The sequence below is a fragment of the Sphingomonas hankyongi genome (assembly GCF_023516575.1).
Lineage (GTDB): Bacteria > Pseudomonadota > Alphaproteobacteria > Sphingomonadales > Sphingomonadaceae > Sphingomicrobium > Sphingomicrobium hankyongi.
The window spans coordinates 294,196-310,280 of the sequence record NZ_JAMGBE010000001.1 but is presented as its reverse complement, the minus strand read 5'-3'; the positions used below and the strand labels follow the sequence as shown (position 1 = coordinate 310,280).

The following is a 16,085-nucleotide window of genomic DNA, read 5'->3' as shown; positions in this document are numbered from 1 at the left end:
CTTAGAAGGCGGCTCTCAAGCCGAGCTGCATGCCGAATTCGCGGCCATTGTCGCGTCCGAAAGTGCTGCTCATCGACCAGTCGATGGTCGCCCCCGCCCACAGGTTCGCGGTCGCGCCGCTGATGATGCGACCGTAGGTTTCCTCATCGCCTTCCACGTCCCACAAATTGACGATCGTTGGAGCAACGGTTTGGCTGAACCGGATCACGCGTCCATTGCCGGAGAAATCGTGCTCCGCGACCACCGCCGTATAGGGGCGGACGCCTTCGACATTTGCGCGCGCCTCCAGGCCGATTTGGCCGGCAGTCGACTTCACGCTCTGCTTGCTGACGTTTAGCGTCAGGGCGGGATCCCCGGTCTCGGTGTAGCCGTCGACCTTGGCGCGAGCATAATCAAGCGCGACGATCGGCCCCGCCTCGACGCCTTGGAAGACTCCGAAGAGGTTGCCGATCGGGATTAGGTAGCCGGCTTTAACGCCGGCAACGGCGTGGCTTCCGTCTGGGTTGGATTCAAGCTCGTCGATCACGCCGCGGCGATCGATATCGTTATTATCCTTGCCGTAGCCCAGGTAACCCTGACCGAAGAGACCGCCCGACGCGAAGTTGCCGTAGGCGCCGAGCTGCCAAGTCTTGCCGCGAACTTGCGCAGCGTCGCCGTGGAAATTGACCTCCGGCCGGGTGTAATTGACGGCGGCTCCGACTGCTCCGCCAGCGAAGCCATATTCCGCGCCGATCGTTCCGCCGACGCCGTCGATGTCGAAGCCGAAGGTCCGCGAGCTTTCGGGAACGTCGCGCGAATAGGTATCGCCGATCGCATAAAGTCTTAAACCTGCAAACTGGTCGCCGCGGTAAAGGTCGGAACGGCTGTTCAAAGTGCGACCGAATTGCCGGGCCGTATCGAGCCCAGCATCAGCGGGGGCCTGCAGCGTAAGCGGAGCATCGACCTGCGCAGCCACATAGCGCGCCACGATCGCAAAGCCCGCCGAGGTGAGATGCAGCCCGTCGACGTAGAACAGGTATTGGTTGACGAAGCTCGCATCCGTCACGCAGCGGACGACTTCCGCTGCCGGGCATGGTCCCGCGCTCGTCAGGCCATATGCTGCCGGATTGGCGATGATCTCGTCTCCGAGGGTATTCAGATCGAGATAGTGGACGATGACGCCGTCCGCGGCATAGCCAGCAAGCGTCGATTGCATGGCAGTGTTGAAGGTGCTCGAATAAGCGCTGCGGATCGCGGCAGCCGCGGGATCGCCGGCCACTTCGGGAAGCCGCCCCGTATCGCCCGCAAGGAAGCTGATGGTCGGCGCGCCGGCCGCCACGAGGCGGTCGAGACTCGCGTTGGCGCCGGCGATAGACCCCGCGATGAAGGGCGCGGATGGGAATGCGGAGTAATTCTGCTGGTAATAGCGCGCGTCGTTGCCGCCGATGGAAACAACGACGAGGTCGCCTTCATCGAGCGTCCCGCTGCCTGCCGGAAACAATGGATTCTGGGTGCCCGTGTTGGTGAATTGATCAACCTCATAGGTGAAACCCAGCGGGCAGATTGCTGGCGAGCCGGCAACCACGCCGGGACCGCAGTTCGTGTTGTTGCTTGTTCCTGATCCGAACGGCACTGGGAAGGTCCCGGCGAGCGCTCCGCCGACCGCATAATTCTCGACCGGTACATTCAAGATGTCCGCGAGCGTATCGATGTAATTGGTGCCGCCAGAGAAACGTCCAGTTGGATAGAGCGAATTAAGAATGGCCTTGAGCGAGTCCGGCGCGAGTGGATCGCCGATCATCGTCGCCTTGGCGATGCCGGTGTCGGCGTAGCTGTCTCCGAAAGCGACGATACGATCGATCTGTTGAGCAGCGGCTGGAGCCGGAGCGGCCGCGACCCCGACTACGGACGCGGACAGTAGACAACGGATGATGCTGCGACGGATCATGAAATCTCTCCCCTCGATCTCGGCGCGTCGCGCTCGAGCCCCAGCGCATGGTGGCGATTATCGACATTCGTGCAAGTAGTTGGCCGCCAAAGGCGCGCGACGGCTCGTCTGTGCGGCATTCGCGCAACAGCAGTTATCTATGCGATGCTGCACCAGTGTATTGACTCACTAATACAGTGAGCTTATTAGTTCCCATTCCGTAACGGAGGACCCTGCATGTATAGCCAGCAAGAGCTCGACGATGCCGTCGCCGCCGGCGCATTGAGCGCCGATGCCGCGACCGCGCTGCGTGCTCACGTGGAGCGCCAGCGCGCTACCGCCATTCCCGATGAAGAGCAGTTTCGGCTCATCACGGGCTTCAACGACATCTTCGTCTCGGTTGCAGCCGCAATCCTTCTCTTCGCGGTCGGGTTTATCGGGCAGCGAATTGGCCAGGCGGCCGGTTTCCAGATTGAATCCGACGGCCCAACTTTCCTCGCGCCCCTGTTCGTTGCGGCGACATCGTGGGGCCTCGCAATGTATTTCACCGCCAAGCGGCGAATGGCGCTGCCCTCGATCATCCTCCTCCTGAGCTATGCGTTCGGAGTGTTGCTGACGGCGGCCTTCGCGATCATCTTCGCGATCGGACCAGACGCGGTGGACAATAACCCGCAAGCAGGCGGAGCAATCGGAGCGATTGCGGCGGCCATCGCCGGAGTGGCGACCTGGGTGCACTGGCGGCGTTTCCATGTGCCGATTACCGTCGCTGTCGGCGCTGCTTCAGCGGCCGGTATCGCCGTTGGACTTCTCGTGGCTGCACTTGGCCAGAATGCGGAAGCCGCGCGTCAGGTCATCCTCGGATTTGTCCTTTTCCTCGGCATCGGCGTCTTCCTGTTCGCCATGTGGTGGGACAGCTCTGACCGGGCCCGGCTTACGCGCCGCTCAGACGTCGCCTTCTGGCTTCATCTCCTGGCCGCGCCGATGATCGTGCATCCGGTCTTCACCTTGCTTGGACTGAATGATGGAAGCGGGAGCGTCGCCGAAGCGCTCGTCGTCCTGCTGCTCTACGTGGCGCTGGGAAGCACTGCGCTCGCGATCGACCGTCGCGCGCTGCTTGTGTCTGCTCTCGCCTATGTTCTGTGGGCGCTCGCCGACCTGTTCAAACGGTTCGGGGCCGTGGAGCTGAATGTGGCGCTTACCGCACTGATCATCGGCTCGGCGCTGCTGCTGCTGTCGGCTTTCTGGCACGAAGCGCGCAGCGTCATCGTGCGGCCATTGCCGGAGAAAATTCGGGATCGGCTGCCGATCGTCAGTCGAACGGCCGCGATCACCCAACAAGCCGCATGAGCCGCCGCTCGAGCGGGGCCAGGACTCCAGCGAGTTCGTGGCCCCGCTTGAGAACGGCCCCATGCTCACCGACCAACGCGAACGCCCCCTGCTTCAATCGAAGCGCGGGGCGTTTTTCTATTAGCACTTCAGGCCGTTCGGAGTGCCGTCGGTAGGCGGCGAACATGGCGACGTCAGGGTCGATCCGCAGAGCATAATCTCGCCAGTGACCTGCGGCCACCATCCGGCCGTAGAGGTCCAGGATGCGCATGAGCTCCTTGCGGTCGAAGCTGGCAATCGGGCGCCGGTCCCAAGTGGACGGGAACGGCGCGATGACGCTCAAGCGCTCTTCACCTTCGGCTGCGACTGGCGCCCGGCTTTAAGCACCGCGACCTCCTTTCGCAGTTCTTCCAGCTCGCGTTCCAACTCCGCGAGCCGGGCACGGGTGGGATCGACATCCTCACCGAACGGCGTGCCGTACGGAACGAAGCCAGGACTGTAATGCACGCTGTCGACCGGCACCGGCTTTGCGGGAATGCCCACCACCGTCTGGTGCGGCGCGACGTCTTTCGTGACGACCGAATTGGCGCCGATCTTGGCGCCTTCGCCGATTTCGATGGGCCCGAGGACCTGCGCCCCGGAGCCGATGACGACGCCGGACCGGATGGTGGGGTGGCGCTTGCCGCCGACGCCTGTGGTCGGGTTGGTGCCGCCCAAGGTCACGTGCTGATAGATGGTGACGTCGTCGCAAATCTCGGCGCTCTCGCCGATCACGCTGAATCCGTGATCGAGGAAGAAGCGCTTGCCGATCTTGGCGCCGGGATGGATGTCGATCGCGGTGAGGAAGCGCGCCAACTGATTCACCAGGCGGGCGGGGAAGTAGAGATGCCCCTCCCAGAGCCAGTGCGCGACGCGATGGAGGCCGAGCGCGATGACGCCCGGATAGAAGATGACATCCCACCGCGAGCGCGCCGCGGGATCCCGCGACTTAACCGAATCCAGATATTCCAACAGGCCAGACTGCAAAGGGCCCACCCTTTGTTGTTGCGGATGCAATTTAAGTGCGCTGCCGTCGAATTGCCAGCGGGAGCGAATGTTCCGTCCCGGAGTTGGACTTGCCGCTGACCGCCCGGTCCGGCAAAGGCGCGGCGATAAGATGGTTGGAGAGGCCTGATTTTACCCGATTTGCTGGTCGATCCGACCACCTTGCTCATCTTCATCGCGATCGGATTTGCTGCCCAGCTCGTCGATGGTGCGCTGGGGATGGCCTACGGCCAGATTTCGAGCACGCTGCTGATCAGCATGGGCGTGCCACCGGCCGCCGCATCAGCCGGAGTGCACACTGCAGAGACCTTCACAACGGCAGTGTCCGGCATAAGCCATGTTGCGCATCGCAACGTCGATTGGCGGCTCTTCTTCCGCATCGCGGTTCCGGGAATCATCGGTGGAATCCTCGGCGCGTACGTCCTGACGCAGCTTCCGGCCGACACAGCTAAGCCCTTCGTGCTCGCCTACCTGACCGCGCTCGGCCTTTACCTTTTCTATCGCGGAGTGATGCACCAGCACACGGAGCGGCAGCCGAAAATCGTAAGCCCTCTCGGTCTGATCGGCGGCTTCCTGGACGCTGCCGGGGGCGGGGGCTGGGGCGCGATCGTGACCTCGAACCTGCTCGTCCAAGGCAGCAATCCCCGGAAGACCATCGGCACGGTGAACACAGCGGAGTTTTTCCTCACGATCACGATCTCCGCGACCTTCATAGCGGCGCTGGGATGGAAGGCGTTCACGGTGGCGACCTCGGGGTTGCTGATCGGGGGAGTGGTCGCCGCACCGTTCGGCGCCTTCATCGCCAAGAAGGTCAATCCCGACACGTTGTTGACCTTCGTCGGCGCTCTCGTGACGCTGACCAGCGGATATGGCCTGTACCGCGCACTGACCTGAGCATGTGACTCGCGTAAATCGGCGGAGTCACTTATGGCGGTTGGACTGATCGGACCTATCGATGACAGTTCATCTGCCTACCATCAAACAGCTTCAGTATTTGGTCGCGCTTCACCAGCACGGCCATTTCGGCAAGGCGGCCGAAGCCTGTTTCGTCACTCAATCGACGCTCTCCGCAGGGCTGCGAGAGCTGGAGAACCTGCTTGGCGTCGTGCTCGTCGAGCGCACGCGGCGCGTGGTGCGCTTTACGCCCTTGGGAAACAAGATCTCGTCAAAGGCGCTGCGCGTCCTGCGCGAAGCCGAGGAGCTCTCCGATCTTGCCCGCGCTCAAGGGCAACCGCTCCATGGCGAGTTGCGCATGGGTGTCATCCCTACCATCGCGCCTTTCCTCCTTCCCGCCATGCTTCCACTGCTGCGCGAGCAATGGCCCAGCCTCAAGCTGTTCCTGCGGGAGGAGGCGAGCCAGGCTGCATGCGACGCCTTGCATCGCGGCCAGCTCGATTGTGTGCTCCTCGCGATGCCGTTCGGCTGTGGCGACGTCGACAAGGCCGCTTTGTTCGACGATCGGCTGTTCGTTGCCTTTCCGCGCGGAGAGGCGCCGGCTGAGACACGAGTGGATGCTGCCGCGATCGACGAGAATCGATTGCTGCTGCTCGAGGACGGCCACTGCCTCAAGGATCATGCCTTGGCCGCGTGCAATCGGCCCGAGCTGCGCGCCGAAGCGGCAATCCTGGGGACCTCGCTGCACACGCTGGTCCAAATGGTCGATAATGGTCTCGGCCTGACATTCGTGCCCGAGATGGCGATTCAGGCGGGTATCCTCGAAGGGACCGGAGTAGACGCTCGCCCGCTCAAGTCGGAACATGGTTCGCGCGAGGTCGCGCTGATCTGGCGGCGCTCGTCACCGCGAGAGCAGGAGTTCCGCCTGCTGGCAGAAAGCCTGCGCCAGATCGCGAAGGAGGTCGTGCCCGCCCTCGCGGCGTGACGCACGCATTCCATTACCGAGTGCCCGCCGCGGCGCTGGGAGTGGAGGGGGAAGCGCCGCGACGGTACTGGTGTTATTTCGCCAGCTCGGGCTCAGCGATCCCGATGGGCTCCGACTTCGTGGATTTCTGCTCAAGGTCGAAACGGTCGGCGTTCATTACCTTGGTCCAAACCTGGATGAAGTCGCGAACGAACTTCTCCTCATTGCCCCTTTCGGCATAGACTTCGGCGATCGCCCGAAGCTGGCTGTTCGAACCGAAGATCAGGTCGGTGCGAGTGGCCCGCCAGACGTCCTGGTCGCCGCCAATTTCCCTGCCGATGAACTCCTCGTCGCCGCTGTCGTCTACCACCGTCCAGAAGGTGTCGTTGTCGAGCAGGCTGCGGAAGAAGTCGTTGGTCAGCTGGCCCTTCCGCTCGGTGAAGACACCGTGCGGCTGGTCCATGTGATTGGCCCCGAGCACGCGCAGTCCGCCAAGAAGTACGGTCATCTCGGGACCCGACAGGCCGAGCAACGATGCACGGTCGATCAGCAGCTCTTCCGTCCGCACCGAGTGCTTGGTCTTGAGATAGTTGCGGAATCCGTCGGCCGCCGGTTCCATCACGTCGAAGCTCTCGACGTCGGTCCATTCCTGGGTCGCATCGCCGCGACCCCCGGTGAACGGCACCTCGACGTTGAACCCGGCATCCTTTGCTGCTTTCTCGACCGCTGCAGTGCCCGCGAGCACGATTGCATCCGCCATCGACAGGCTGCCGCGCAGTTCGTCGATCTTGCCGAGGATCTTCGCCAGCTCCTCGGGCTCGTTGACCGCCCAATCTTTCTGTGGCGCAAGCCGGATCCGCGCGCCGTTAGCGCCCCCGCGATGGTCCGATTTGCGATAGGTCGACGCGGACGCCCACGCCGTCTTCACCAGCTGGCCGACGGTGAGGCCGGCGCCGAGAATTTTCGATTTGAAGGCAGAGATGTCAGCGTCAGAAGGCGTCGTGCCGTTAGGGACGGGATCCTGCCAGATCAGGTCCTCTTGCGGCACTTCCGGCCCGAGGTAGCGAACCTTGGGGCCCATGTCGCGGTGCGTGAGCTTGAACCACGCACGGGCGAAGGCATCCTTGAAGGCTTCGTGGTCGTCGCGGAATTTCTCCGAAATCTTGCGGAATTCGGGATCCTCGCGCAGCGCCATGTCAGCCGTCGTCATCATGGTCGGCACGCGCTTCGAAGGATCGTGCGCCGCGGGAGCCATGTCCTCCGGCTTTTGGTCGATGGGCTGCCACTGCTGCGCACCTGCGGGGGAGCGCACCAGCTCATATTCATAATCCAGAAGCAGCCGGAAATAATTCTCCGACCATTGGGTCGGCGTGTTCACCCAAGAGCCTTCGATGCCGCTGGTGATCGTGTGCTCGCCGGCGCCGCTTTCAAAGGAGCTGGCCCAGCCAAGGCCTTGAAGTGCGATGTCTGCACCTTCAGGAGCGGCATCCACCAGGCTGGGGTCGCCGGCGCCGTGAGCCTTTCCGAACGTGTGGCCGCCGGCAGTGAGCGCAACGGTCTCTTCGTGGTTCATCGCCATGCGTTCGAATGTAATCTTGATGTCGCGCGCTGACTGAAGCGGATCGGGATTGCCGCCGGGGCCTTCCGGATTGACGTAGATGAGGCCCATCTGAATGGCGGCTAGAGGATGCTCGAGCTCCATCTCGCGGTCTGGCTGTATGCGGGTTTCCGCGCCTTCGCTGACCCACTTTTCTTCTGCGCCCCAATAGACGTCGCGCTCGGGCTCGAAGATGTCGGGGCGGCCGCCGCCGAAGCCGAAGATCGGCCCGCCCATCGATTCGATGGCGACATTCCCGGCGAGGATGAACAGGTCGGCCCAGCTGATCTGCTTCCCGTATTTCTGCTTGATCGGCCACAGCAGCCGGCGCGCCTTGTCGAGGTTGCCGTTGTCCGGCCAGCTGTTGAGCGGAGCGAAGCGCTGGTTGCCCGAGTTGGCGCCGCCGCGCCCGTCCGCCGTGCGATATGTGCCGGCGGCATGCCAGGCCATGCGGATCATGAACGGGCCGTAGTGGCCGTAATCGGCCGGCCACCAGGGCTGGCTATCGGTCATCAACGCCGTCAGGTCGCGCTTTAGCGCCTGATAATCCAGCTTCCTGAACTCATCGGCGTAATTGAAATCCTCCCCCATGGGATCGGGCGAAACATTTCCGACGTGAAGGACGTCGATCGGGAGCGCTTCGGGCCACCAGTCGCGATTCTGACGGCCGAGAAGCGAGCGCACTGTCGAGGGCCTGTCTACCGGGCAGCCCATTGGTTCACCGGTCTTCGCGTCCATATCTCGCCTCTCCTAAAACTGGGGGTGTTCGGTGATGCCCTAGGCGCACTCCACCAGTGACGGAAACGATTAAACTTGGTCAGACAGACGCGGAAAATCGATCAGTCCGCTGCTCTATGTCAGTCCATGTATTTCAGGCCGACGCGGAGATAGTCCCAGCCGGTTGTCAAGGTCAGCGCCGCTGCTGCCCAGAGGCTCGTCAGGCCGGTGAGATGAATCCAGTGCTGTGTCGGAAAAGCGCCGCCCAGGATGAGCGCCCCCAGGGCGACGAGCTGGAACGTGGTTTTCCACTTCGCCAGGGCGCTGACCGGCACCAGGATCTTCAGAGGCGCAAGATATTCGCGAAGCCCCGAGACCATGATCTCACGCAGTAGGATGATCAGCGCGGGGATCACGCTCCAGTCCTGGACGATCGGAGCGTCGCCGTCGGCCTTGCGGCTGGCCATCAGCATGACGAGGACGGCCGCGACCATGATCTTGTCGGCGATGGGGTCGAGGAACTGGCCCAGTCGCGATATCCGGCCCTGCGCGCGGGCGAGATAACCATCGAAATAATCGGTGATCCCCACGATGCAGTAGAGGACGAATGTGATCGCATAATCGTACGGTGCCGGCTTCCACAGCAGGAATACGAGAATCGGCACCGCGAGAATCCGCGAAAGCGTCAGCAGGTTCGGTACCGTCAGCATCGTCGCGCTGATACGCGAAAGGCGCTTTTTGGCAAAAGTCTGGCGCGTCCTGCCTTGCCGCTTCGCCGCGAAGCGTTACACCGCGCACCCATGAACTCGCTTGCGGAGCCATCGCGGCTCCCCACAAACTGATGCACGACGCGCTTCACCTCGTGCGGACCCGGCGGTTCATGCCGATCTTCGTCACGCAATTTCTCGGGGCGTTTAACGACAATCTGTTCCGTACCGCGATGGTGATGCTCGTGATTTACGGCATCTACGGCGACGCCGAGCAGGAAGCGACCTTCAGCGCGATCGCCGGGGGCCTGTTCATCCTCCCATTCTTCCTTTTGTCCGCGCTGTCGGGTCAGCTTGCCGACGCCAATGACAAGGCCTTCATCGTTCGGATCGTGAAGACCGCGGAGATCGCGATCATGCTGGTGGGGGCGGCAGGCCTGCTGCTCCACAACATCCCGCTGCTGCTGGCTGCCTTGTTCGCTATGGGCGTGCACTCAACCTTTTTCGGGCCGATCAAATACGCGATCCTGCCGCAGCATCTCGAACGGGACGAGGTCCTGGGTGGGACCGGTCTGGTGGAGGCGGGCACATATATCGCCATCCTCGGTGGCACGATCCTCGGAGGACTGCTGGTCCTGCAGCGTCCCGACGGGTCCTTCCATGCGGAATATGCGGCAGTCGCGGTTCTCGTTGTGGCGATCCTCGGACGTTTTGCGGGAGGGCTCGTTCCGCCCGCGCCGCCTTCCGACGATGCCGAGCTTCCCGGGCTTCCGACTCGGGGCATGGACTGGCACATCATCCGCGCTTCCGTGACTTTGGTCAGCGGGACCCTGCATGTTCGCCGGCTCTATCTCGCAATCGTCGCCATCAGCTTTTTCTGGGCAATGGGCGCCGTTCTCGCGGCGCAATTCCCGCCCCTCGTCAAAAACGGCCTCAGTTCGGACCAGACGGTCGCCACGATGTTCCTCGCCATCTTTTCGGTCGGGGTCGCGATCGGCTCCGTACTGGTGAACTGGCTCCTCAAAGGCGAGGTCTCGGCACGATACGCGCCATTCTCTGCCTTGTTCATGGGTGTCTTCGTCCTCGATCTCTTCCGACGCGTCCGCCACTGGCCCACTCACGCGGGAGGTCTGCACGACATCCAGACCTTCCTGACTGTCCCGAACAGCTGGATGGTGGTGGTCGATCTGCTCGGCGTGGCGATCGCGGGCGGCATGTTCGTCGTGCCGCTTTATGCCTTCCTGACCACGACGGTCCCCAAGTCAGAAACGGCGCGGACGATTGCTGCGAACAACATCGTCAATTCGGGCTTCATGGTCGCTGCGACGTTGATCCTGACCGTCGCCGTGCAGCTTGGAGTCACGGTCGCTGACAGCCTGCTGATCGTGGCGGTCGGCAGCATGCTTGCGGCCTGGCTAGGATGGAAGCTTCACGTCGCCTGCGACTGAGGCCTTGGGCTGCGCCCTAGGCGATGAAGAGGGAAACGAAGACGAAGCCTGCGGCAAAGGTCATCGCGAACAATTTCACGTCGCTTGCAAGGCTGCTCGGTTGCGCTGGGACCGCCGGCGGCACGGACGGAACCGCTGGCTTCGGCGCCTTGCCGAAGCTCAGGGGATTGGCCGCAATCGGTGCTCGCAACAACTGCATGGCTAATTCCTAACGCGACTTTAACCATGCTGAAAACCCCGCGCGCAGGCTTCGGCTCCGGGCCGTCCCGCTGTGGTACACTTAGGGGTGTATGCGCGCCCTAGCCGTGGGCGACGTTTGGGCGCAGTTCGGTGGCGCTGCCGGCCCGGAGATTGAGCAGGTCGCGGGCTTGCTCGGACGGCATCGGCTTTCCAAAGTACCAGCCCTGACCCACTTCGCAGCCCAGCGCGACGACTGCTTCCAGCGCGCCCTCGCTCTCGATGCCTTCGACACAGACCGGGACTGACAGAGCGTTGGCGAGGGTGGTCACCGCGCGGGTGATGGCCAGGCTTTCCTTGTTGCCCTGGATATTGGTGACGAAGCTCCGGTCGATCTTGATCATGTCGAACGGTAGCGACCGGAGGTTGGACAGAGAGGCGAAACCGGTTCCGAAATCGTCGAGCGCAAGCCGCACGCCCTGGTTCTTCAGGCTCGCGACGATGGATCTTGCCAGGTCTAGGTCCGCGATGAGCGAACTTTCCGTAATCTCGACGACCAGGCGGTTTGCCGGGAAGGCGGTCTCGGTGAGAAGACGGACGATGCGCTGGGCGAGCCACCCGTCGGTGAATTGTGTCGGGGAGATGTTGACCGAAATCTGGACATCGGCGTCCCACGCGGCGGCGTGGCGGAGAGCTTCGCCGATCACCTGCTCGGAAAGGCGGCCGATAAGCCCGATTTCTTCGGCGATCGGGATGAAGACGTCCGGGCCTATGACTCCCGAGAGGGGATGATTCCACCTCGCCAGCACCTCGAAGCCGACGATCTCGCCCGTACCCAGGTCGATCTGCGGTTCGAAGAAGGGAATGAACTGGCCGTGCTCGAGGCCATAGCGGATGCCTTGTTCAATTTCGCTCTGGGCGACGAGCGCGCGCTCCATTCCTGCATCAAACCAGACCGGGCGGGCCACCCGTCCGTTCTTTGCATGGTTCAAGGCGATATCCGCGCGGCGGAGCATGTCTGGCACGCGGACCTCTCCGGCAGGAGCGGACGCTATGCCGATGAAGGCGCCGACCTGGATCATGCGCTCATCGATCATGAAAGGGCGCGTGATCCCGTGCAGGACGGCCTCCGCGCGCTGCTCGACCGCATCGAGCTCATCCGGGCTGACCGGTAGCGACGCTGCGAACTCGTCACCACTGACCCGTGCCACGACGGCGTCGGCGCCCAGTGTCTCGACCATTGCCGCCGCCAGTGATTTCAGTAGGCGATCGCCGGTATCGTAACCATGCTGGTCGTTGACCAGCTTGAAGCGATGGATCTGCATTGAGAGCACGGCGACCTCCTCGCCGCGTTCCTTGGCAGCGATCATCATTTGCTCAGTCTTGTCAGCGAATCCCTTGCGGTTGTTCAGGCCGGTGGCCGTGTCCGTCGAGGCAAGGACGGCGGCGCGACGCTCACTGTCCGCGCGCATTTCCGCTTCGTGCTGCAGCTCGACATATCGGCGCCATCCGAAAAGGATCAGCGCGACGTTCAGCGTCAACGCGGTGCTGGCGATCCGGATCTCCGGTCCGAAAACAGGAACGCCGATGCGGAGGCTGTTGAAGAAGGTGCTTCCGTTCCAGATGAGGAGCATCACGGCGGTAATGAGCACGACCACTACGATCGCGTCGCGATGCGCCGCGGCCAGACGGGCCTGCCTCGCGGCCTTCAATTGGGACGTCTCGACGCTACGCACATCGCAAGCCTAAGCAGGGACGCTTAATAAATTGCTGTTCAGCGTGGACTTATTTGTCCCGCAATCTGGTGCGGACGGCGGGACTCGAACCCGCACGCCCTTACGGGCAGAAGATTTTAAGTCTCCAGCGTCTACCGGTTCCGCCACGTCCGCACGAACTGCGGAGTAGCATTATAATTCGGCGGGCGCGTCCTGCAGGTTGAGCCGCTCGCGCATTTCCTTCCCGGGCTTGAAGTAGGGAACGCGCTTGGCGTCCACGGGGACAGCTTCCCCGGTGCGCGGGTTGCGGCCGATGCGCGCATCGCGCTGGCGAGAAGAGAAAGCACCGAAGCCACGAAGCTCTACACGGCCGCCTTGCGCCAGCTGGTCGGTGATTGAATCGAAGATCGCGCTGACGACACCTTCGACCTCACGTTGAGTGAGATCGGGAAAGTCGCTGCAAAGCTTCTGCACAAGTTCGGAACGGATCATGGTTTCCCCGCTAAAGGACTGATGCCCGGCGCCCGACTCCCCCATAGCAAGGCCCTGCGCGGATTGCTGTCAGGAAACGTGCATTCTTGCAAGCCGGAAGTGGAGGCGGCGCCTCACAAAGAAACGCCGCCTTTACCGTTACTTCTTGGACTTCTTCTCAGCCTTGGCGGAAGCTTCTGCCTTCTCCTTGAGCGCCTGGCCCAGGATGTCGCCGAGCGAAGCGCCGGAATCCGACGAGCCATATTGGGCGACAGCCTGCTTCTCTTCGGCGATCTGCAACGCCTTCACCGAGAAGTTCGGCTTCTTCGAACGGTCGAAGCCGATGACCAGGGCATCGAACTTCTGGCCGGGCTGGAAACGCTCCGGCCGCTGCTCGTCGCGGTCGCGGCCGAGGTCCGTGCGCTTCACGAAGCCAGTTGCTCCGTCGTCACCGACCTGAACGTCGAGACCCGCATCCTGAACGGCGCGGACGGTGATCGTGACCGTATCGCCCTTCTTGACGCCGCCGGCGGCCGAAGCGCCGCCGGTGCTGGCGCCAGAGCCCGCGCCTTCGAGCTGCTTCATGCCAAGGCTGATGCGCTCCTTCTCGACGTCGACGTCGAGGACCTGCGCCTTGACGGTCTCGCCCTTGCGGTGAAGCTGAAGCGCTTCCTCGCCCGAGACGCCCCAGGCGATGTCCGACATGTGGACCATGCCGTCGACGTCGCCCTCGAGCCCGATGAACAGGCCGAATTCGGTGGCATTCTTGACCTCGCCTTCGACGGTCGAACCGACCGGATGCTTCTCGGCAAAGCCCGCCCACGGATTTTCCTGAGCCTGCTTCAAGCCAAGCGAGATACGGCGCTTTTCCTCGTCAACCTCGAGCACCTTCACGTCGACTTCCTGCGAAGTGCTGACGATCTTGCCCGGATGCACGTTCTTCTTGGTCCAGCTCATTTCGGAGACGTGGACCAGGCCCTCGATGCCGGCCTCGAGCTCCACGAAAGCGCCATATTCGGTGATGTTGGTCACGCGGCCGCGGAACACGCCGCCGACCGGATATTTCGCGCCGGCGCCTTCCCACGGATCGCTCTCGAGCTGCTTCATGCCGAGGCTGATGCGCTGGGTCTCGCGGTTGATGCGGATGATCTGCACCTTCACCGTGTCGCCGATGTTCAGAACCTCGGACGGGTGATTGACGCGCTTGTAGCTGATGTCGGTGACGTGGAGCAGGCCGTCGATGCCGCCGAGGTCGACGAAGGCGCCGTAGTCGGTGATGTTCTTGACCACGCCCTCGATGACCTGGCCTTCCGCGAGGCTCTGGATGAGGCCGCTGCGCTGCTCGGCGCGGGTTTCCTCGAGGATGGCGCGGCGCGATACGACGATGTTGCCGCGGCGACGATCCATCTTCAGGATCTGGAAGGGCTGCGGGAGGTCCATCAGCGGCTGAACGTCGCGGACCGGCCGAATGTCGACCTGGCTGCCGGGAAGGAAGGCCACGGCGCCGCCGAGATCGACGGTGAAGCCGCCCTTCACACGGCCGAAGATCACGCCTTCGACGCGGTTGCCGGCGGAAAATTCGCCTTCGAGCTTGTCCCACGCGGCTTCGCGGCGAGCGCGGTCGCGCGACAGCATCGCTTCGCCGGCGCTGTTCTCGACACGGTCGACGAAGACCTCGACCTCATCGCCGACGCTAAGCTCGGCTTTCTGGCCCGGCGCGGCAAATTCGCGCAGCGGCACGCGACCCTCGGACTTCAGGCCCACGTCGATCACCGCCATGTCGTTCTCGATCGCGGTGACGGTGCCCTTCACCACCTTGCCTTCGAAGGTTTCGTTCTCGCCGCCGAGGCTTTGGTTGAGCAGGGCCGCGAAATCGTCGCGGGTTGGGAAGGTCGTGGTCGCCATAAGGTCTGTTGTCTCTCTGATTCACTCGGGCCTGCCGCTTGGCCGCCACCGTGGCGGGCCTTCACATGCGGACCTGGTCAAATGCACTGCCGCCGCTGCCTCATGCAGAAACGGCATCCGTCGAGCGTTCGGCGGCTATGCCCGTGGACGGAAAAAAGCGCGTCCCGGCCCCGGATCATCCCGGTCAACCGTACGCGCTCGCCAAAGGACGGGCTGCCGCGGGTGCTAAGCTGAGCGCCCGCCGGACGCCGCGCGCCTTAGCTGAGAGTGCCCCACAGGGCAAGGTTGGGCTACAGCCGTTCCGATGACCCATTTTTCAGTAAGAACTCTGACGCTGAACCCGTCCATCGACGTCTCGAGCGAGGCCGAGAAGGTCGAGCCCGAACGGAAGGTCCGCACATGCCGGGAGCGCATCGATCCCGGCGGGGGAGGGATTAACGTCGCCCGGGTGCTCCAGCGGTTCGGGGTCAGCGTGGAGGCCGTATTCCTTGCGGGCGGCGCGACGGGCAAGGCGTTTGATGCAATGCTCGAGCGCGAGGGCCTCACGCGACGGCCGGTCTGGATCGCCGATGACACGCGCACGAGCCTGACCATCCATGAGCATTCGACGCATCGCGAATATCGGTTCGTGCCCGAAGGGCCCACCGTCTCACCGGAAGAGCTTCGCGCCTGTATTGAGGCCACCGCCGAGAGCAACTGCGACTATTTCGTTGCGAGCGGCTCGCTTCCGCCGTGCGTGCCGGACAGCTTTTACGCCACGGTCGGCGCGCAGGTCCGTAGTCAGGGCGCAAAGCTGGTGCTCGATACGTCCGGCGGTGAGCTGAAGGAGGCCATCGTCGCCGGCGGCATCTACTTGCTGAAGGCGAGCAAGGAAGAAATCGACCCCGCTGCCGCGAGGAGCATCGTCGACAGCGGCCATGCAAAGCTTGTCGCGGTCACCCTTGGCGCAGACGGCGCAATGCTGGTCGATAGCGGCGGTGCGCATTTGCTTCCCAGCCTCGAAGTGGACACGGTGAGCACTGTAGGCGCCGGCGACAGCTTCCTCGCCGGGATGACCGCCGGACTCGCGATGAGGCTCGATCCGAGTCAGGCGTTCAGGGTCGCCGTCGCGGCAGGCGCGGCCGCGACGCTGTCGGAAGGGACCGATCTTGCCTACCCGAAGGATGTCGAGCGCCTGCTCGAGCAGGTTCCAGAACCGCAGCTGGTGGCATAGG

General features: G+C 63.2%; 14 protein-coding genes and 1 tRNA gene. 5 read left to right on the top strand and 10 right to left on the bottom strand.

Features of this window, described 5'->3' with window-relative positions; translation table 11 throughout:
* Window position 1 precedes the first annotated feature (1 nt).
* A complete protein-coding gene (locus LZ538_RS01640) occupies window positions 2-1,927 on the bottom strand; it encodes an autotransporter domain-containing protein (RefSeq protein WP_249830259.1) in 1,926 nt (641 codons plus the stop codon).
* Between the two features lie 216 nt (window positions 1,928-2,143).
* Here LZ538_RS01640 and LZ538_RS01635 point away from each other — a divergent pair, with 216 nt between their 5' ends.
* Window positions 2,144-3,253 carry a hypothetical protein gene (locus LZ538_RS01635; RefSeq protein ID WP_249830258.1) on the top strand — a complete coding sequence of 370 codons (1,110 nt, stop codon included), beginning with the start codon at window positions 2,144-2,146 and terminating at the stop codon, window positions 3,251-3,253.
* Here the strand turns inward: LZ538_RS01635 and LZ538_RS01630 are convergent.
* Together LZ538_RS01630 and epsC are read right to left on the bottom strand one after the other, a co-directional pair.
* Complete coding sequence (locus tag LZ538_RS01630; protein WP_249830257.1) at window positions 3,234-3,575, bottom strand: DUF2794 domain-containing protein; 342 nt, start codon at window positions 3,573-3,575, stop codon at window positions 3,234-3,236. The two genes, LZ538_RS01635 and LZ538_RS01630, sit on opposite strands and share 20 nt — an antisense overlap.
* Window positions 3,572-4,258 (bottom strand): serine O-acetyltransferase EpsC, encoded by a 687-nt coding sequence (gene epsC, locus LZ538_RS01625; RefSeq protein ID WP_249830256.1) that lies wholly within the window; start codon window positions 4,256-4,258, stop codon window positions 3,572-3,574. The genes LZ538_RS01630 and epsC overlap by 4 nt, the downstream gene beginning before the upstream one ends.
* A gap of 147 nt (window positions 4,259-4,405) precedes the next feature.
* Here epsC and LZ538_RS01620 point away from each other — a divergent pair, with 147 nt between their 5' ends.
* On the top strand, window positions 4,406-5,170 hold the full coding sequence (locus tag LZ538_RS01620; protein WP_430741946.1) for a sulfite exporter TauE/SafE family protein: 765 nt from the start codon (window positions 4,406-4,408) through the stop codon (window positions 5,168-5,170).
* 61 nt (window positions 5,171-5,231) lie between these two features.
* Complete coding sequence (locus LZ538_RS01615) at window positions 5,232-6,155, top strand: hydrogen peroxide-inducible genes activator (RefSeq protein WP_249830254.1); 924 nt, start codon at window positions 5,232-5,234, stop codon at window positions 6,153-6,155.
* Window positions 6,156-6,228: 73 nt separating this feature from the next.
* Here the strand turns inward: LZ538_RS01615 and katG are convergent, their stop codons facing one another.
* Window positions 6,229-8,469 carry a catalase/peroxidase HPI gene (gene katG, locus LZ538_RS01610; RefSeq protein WP_249830253.1) on the bottom strand — a complete coding sequence of 747 codons (2,241 nt, stop codon included), beginning with the start codon at window positions 8,467-8,469 and terminating at the stop codon, window positions 6,229-6,231.
* Between the two features lie 119 nt (window positions 8,470-8,588).
* Window positions 8,589-9,158 (bottom strand): CDP-diacylglycerol--glycerol-3-phosphate 3-phosphatidyltransferase, encoded by a 570-nt coding sequence (gene pgsA / locus LZ538_RS01605; protein WP_249830252.1) that lies wholly within the window; start codon window positions 9,156-9,158, stop codon window positions 8,589-8,591.
* 131 nt (window positions 9,159-9,289) lie between these two features.
* Between pgsA and LZ538_RS01600 the strand changes: the two genes are divergently transcribed.
* Entirely contained in the window at window positions 9,290-10,603 is a 1,314-nt protein-coding gene (locus LZ538_RS01600) for an MFS transporter (protein WP_249830251.1), read from the top strand.
* 16 nt (window positions 10,604-10,619) lie between these two features.
* Here LZ538_RS01600 and LZ538_RS01595 read toward each other — a convergent pair whose 3' ends face one another.
* The 5 genes from LZ538_RS01595 to rpsA all read right to left on the bottom strand — a co-directional run bounded on the left by LZ538_RS01595 (window position 10,620) and on the right by rpsA (window position 14,871).
* Window positions 10,620-10,802, bottom strand: a complete 183-nt coding sequence (locus LZ538_RS01595) for a hypothetical protein (protein ID WP_249830250.1) — start codon at window positions 10,800-10,802, stop codon at window positions 10,620-10,622.
* Between the two features lie 100 nt (window positions 10,803-10,902).
* The gene (locus LZ538_RS01590) at window positions 10,903-12,516 is read right to left on the bottom strand and encodes a putative bifunctional diguanylate cyclase/phosphodiesterase (protein ID WP_249830249.1); all 1,614 of its coding nucleotides are present in this window, start codon (window positions 12,514-12,516) and stop codon (window positions 10,903-10,905) included.
* A 66-nt stretch (window positions 12,517-12,582) separates the two neighbouring features.
* Window positions 12,583-12,669 (bottom strand) — tRNA-Leu (locus LZ538_RS01585).
* Between the two features lie 18 nt (window positions 12,670-12,687).
* Complete coding sequence (locus LZ538_RS01580; protein ID WP_249830248.1) at window positions 12,688-12,987, bottom strand: integration host factor subunit beta; 300 nt, start codon at window positions 12,985-12,987, stop codon at window positions 12,688-12,690.
* 138 nt (window positions 12,988-13,125) lie between these two features.
* The gene (rpsA, locus tag LZ538_RS01575) at window positions 13,126-14,871 is read right to left on the bottom strand and encodes a 30S ribosomal protein S1 (protein ID WP_249830247.1); all 1,746 of its coding nucleotides are present in this window, start codon (window positions 14,869-14,871) and stop codon (window positions 13,126-13,128) included.
* Between the two features lie 304 nt (window positions 14,872-15,175).
* Between rpsA and LZ538_RS01570 the strand changes: the two genes are divergently transcribed.
* Window positions 15,176-16,084, top strand: a complete 909-nt coding sequence (locus tag LZ538_RS01570; RefSeq protein ID WP_249830246.1) for a 1-phosphofructokinase family hexose kinase — start codon at window positions 15,176-15,178, stop codon at window positions 16,082-16,084.
* Window position 16,085: the final 1 nt, after the last annotated feature.

Coding starts and splice junctions, on each gene's coding strand:
- LZ538_RS01640 (WP_249830259.1), bottom strand. CDS start 1,927: ATGATCCGTCGCAGCATCATCCGTTGTCTACTGTCCGCGTCCGTAGTC.
- LZ538_RS01635 (WP_249830258.1), top strand. CDS start 2,144: ATGTATAGCCAGCAAGAGCTCGACGATGCCGTCGCCGCCGGCGCATTG.
- LZ538_RS01615 (WP_249830254.1), top strand. CDS start 5,232: ATGACAGTTCATCTGCCTACCATCAAACAGCTTCAGTATTTGGTCGCG.
- katG (WP_249830253.1), bottom strand. CDS start 8,469: ATGGACGCGAAGACCGGTGAACCAATGGGCTGCCCGGTAGACAGGCCC.
- pgsA (WP_249830252.1), bottom strand. CDS start 9,158: ATGCTGACGGTACCGAACCTGCTGACGCTTTCGCGGATTCTCGCGGTG.
- LZ538_RS01600 (WP_249830251.1), top strand. CDS start 9,290: ATGCACGACGCGCTTCACCTCGTGCGGACCCGGCGGTTCATGCCGATC.
- LZ538_RS01595 (WP_249830250.1), bottom strand. CDS start 10,802: ATGCAGTTGTTGCGAGCACCGATTGCGGCCAATCCCCTGAGCTTCGGC.
- LZ538_RS01580 (WP_249830248.1), bottom strand. CDS start 12,987: ATGATCCGTTCCGAACTTGTGCAGAAGCTTTGCAGCGACTTTCCCGAT.
- rpsA (WP_249830247.1), bottom strand. CDS start 14,871: ATGGCGACCACGACCTTCCCAACCCGCGACGATTTCGCGGCCCTGCTC.
- LZ538_RS01570 (WP_249830246.1), top strand. CDS start 15,176: ATGACCCATTTTTCAGTAAGAACTCTGACGCTGAACCCGTCCATCGAC.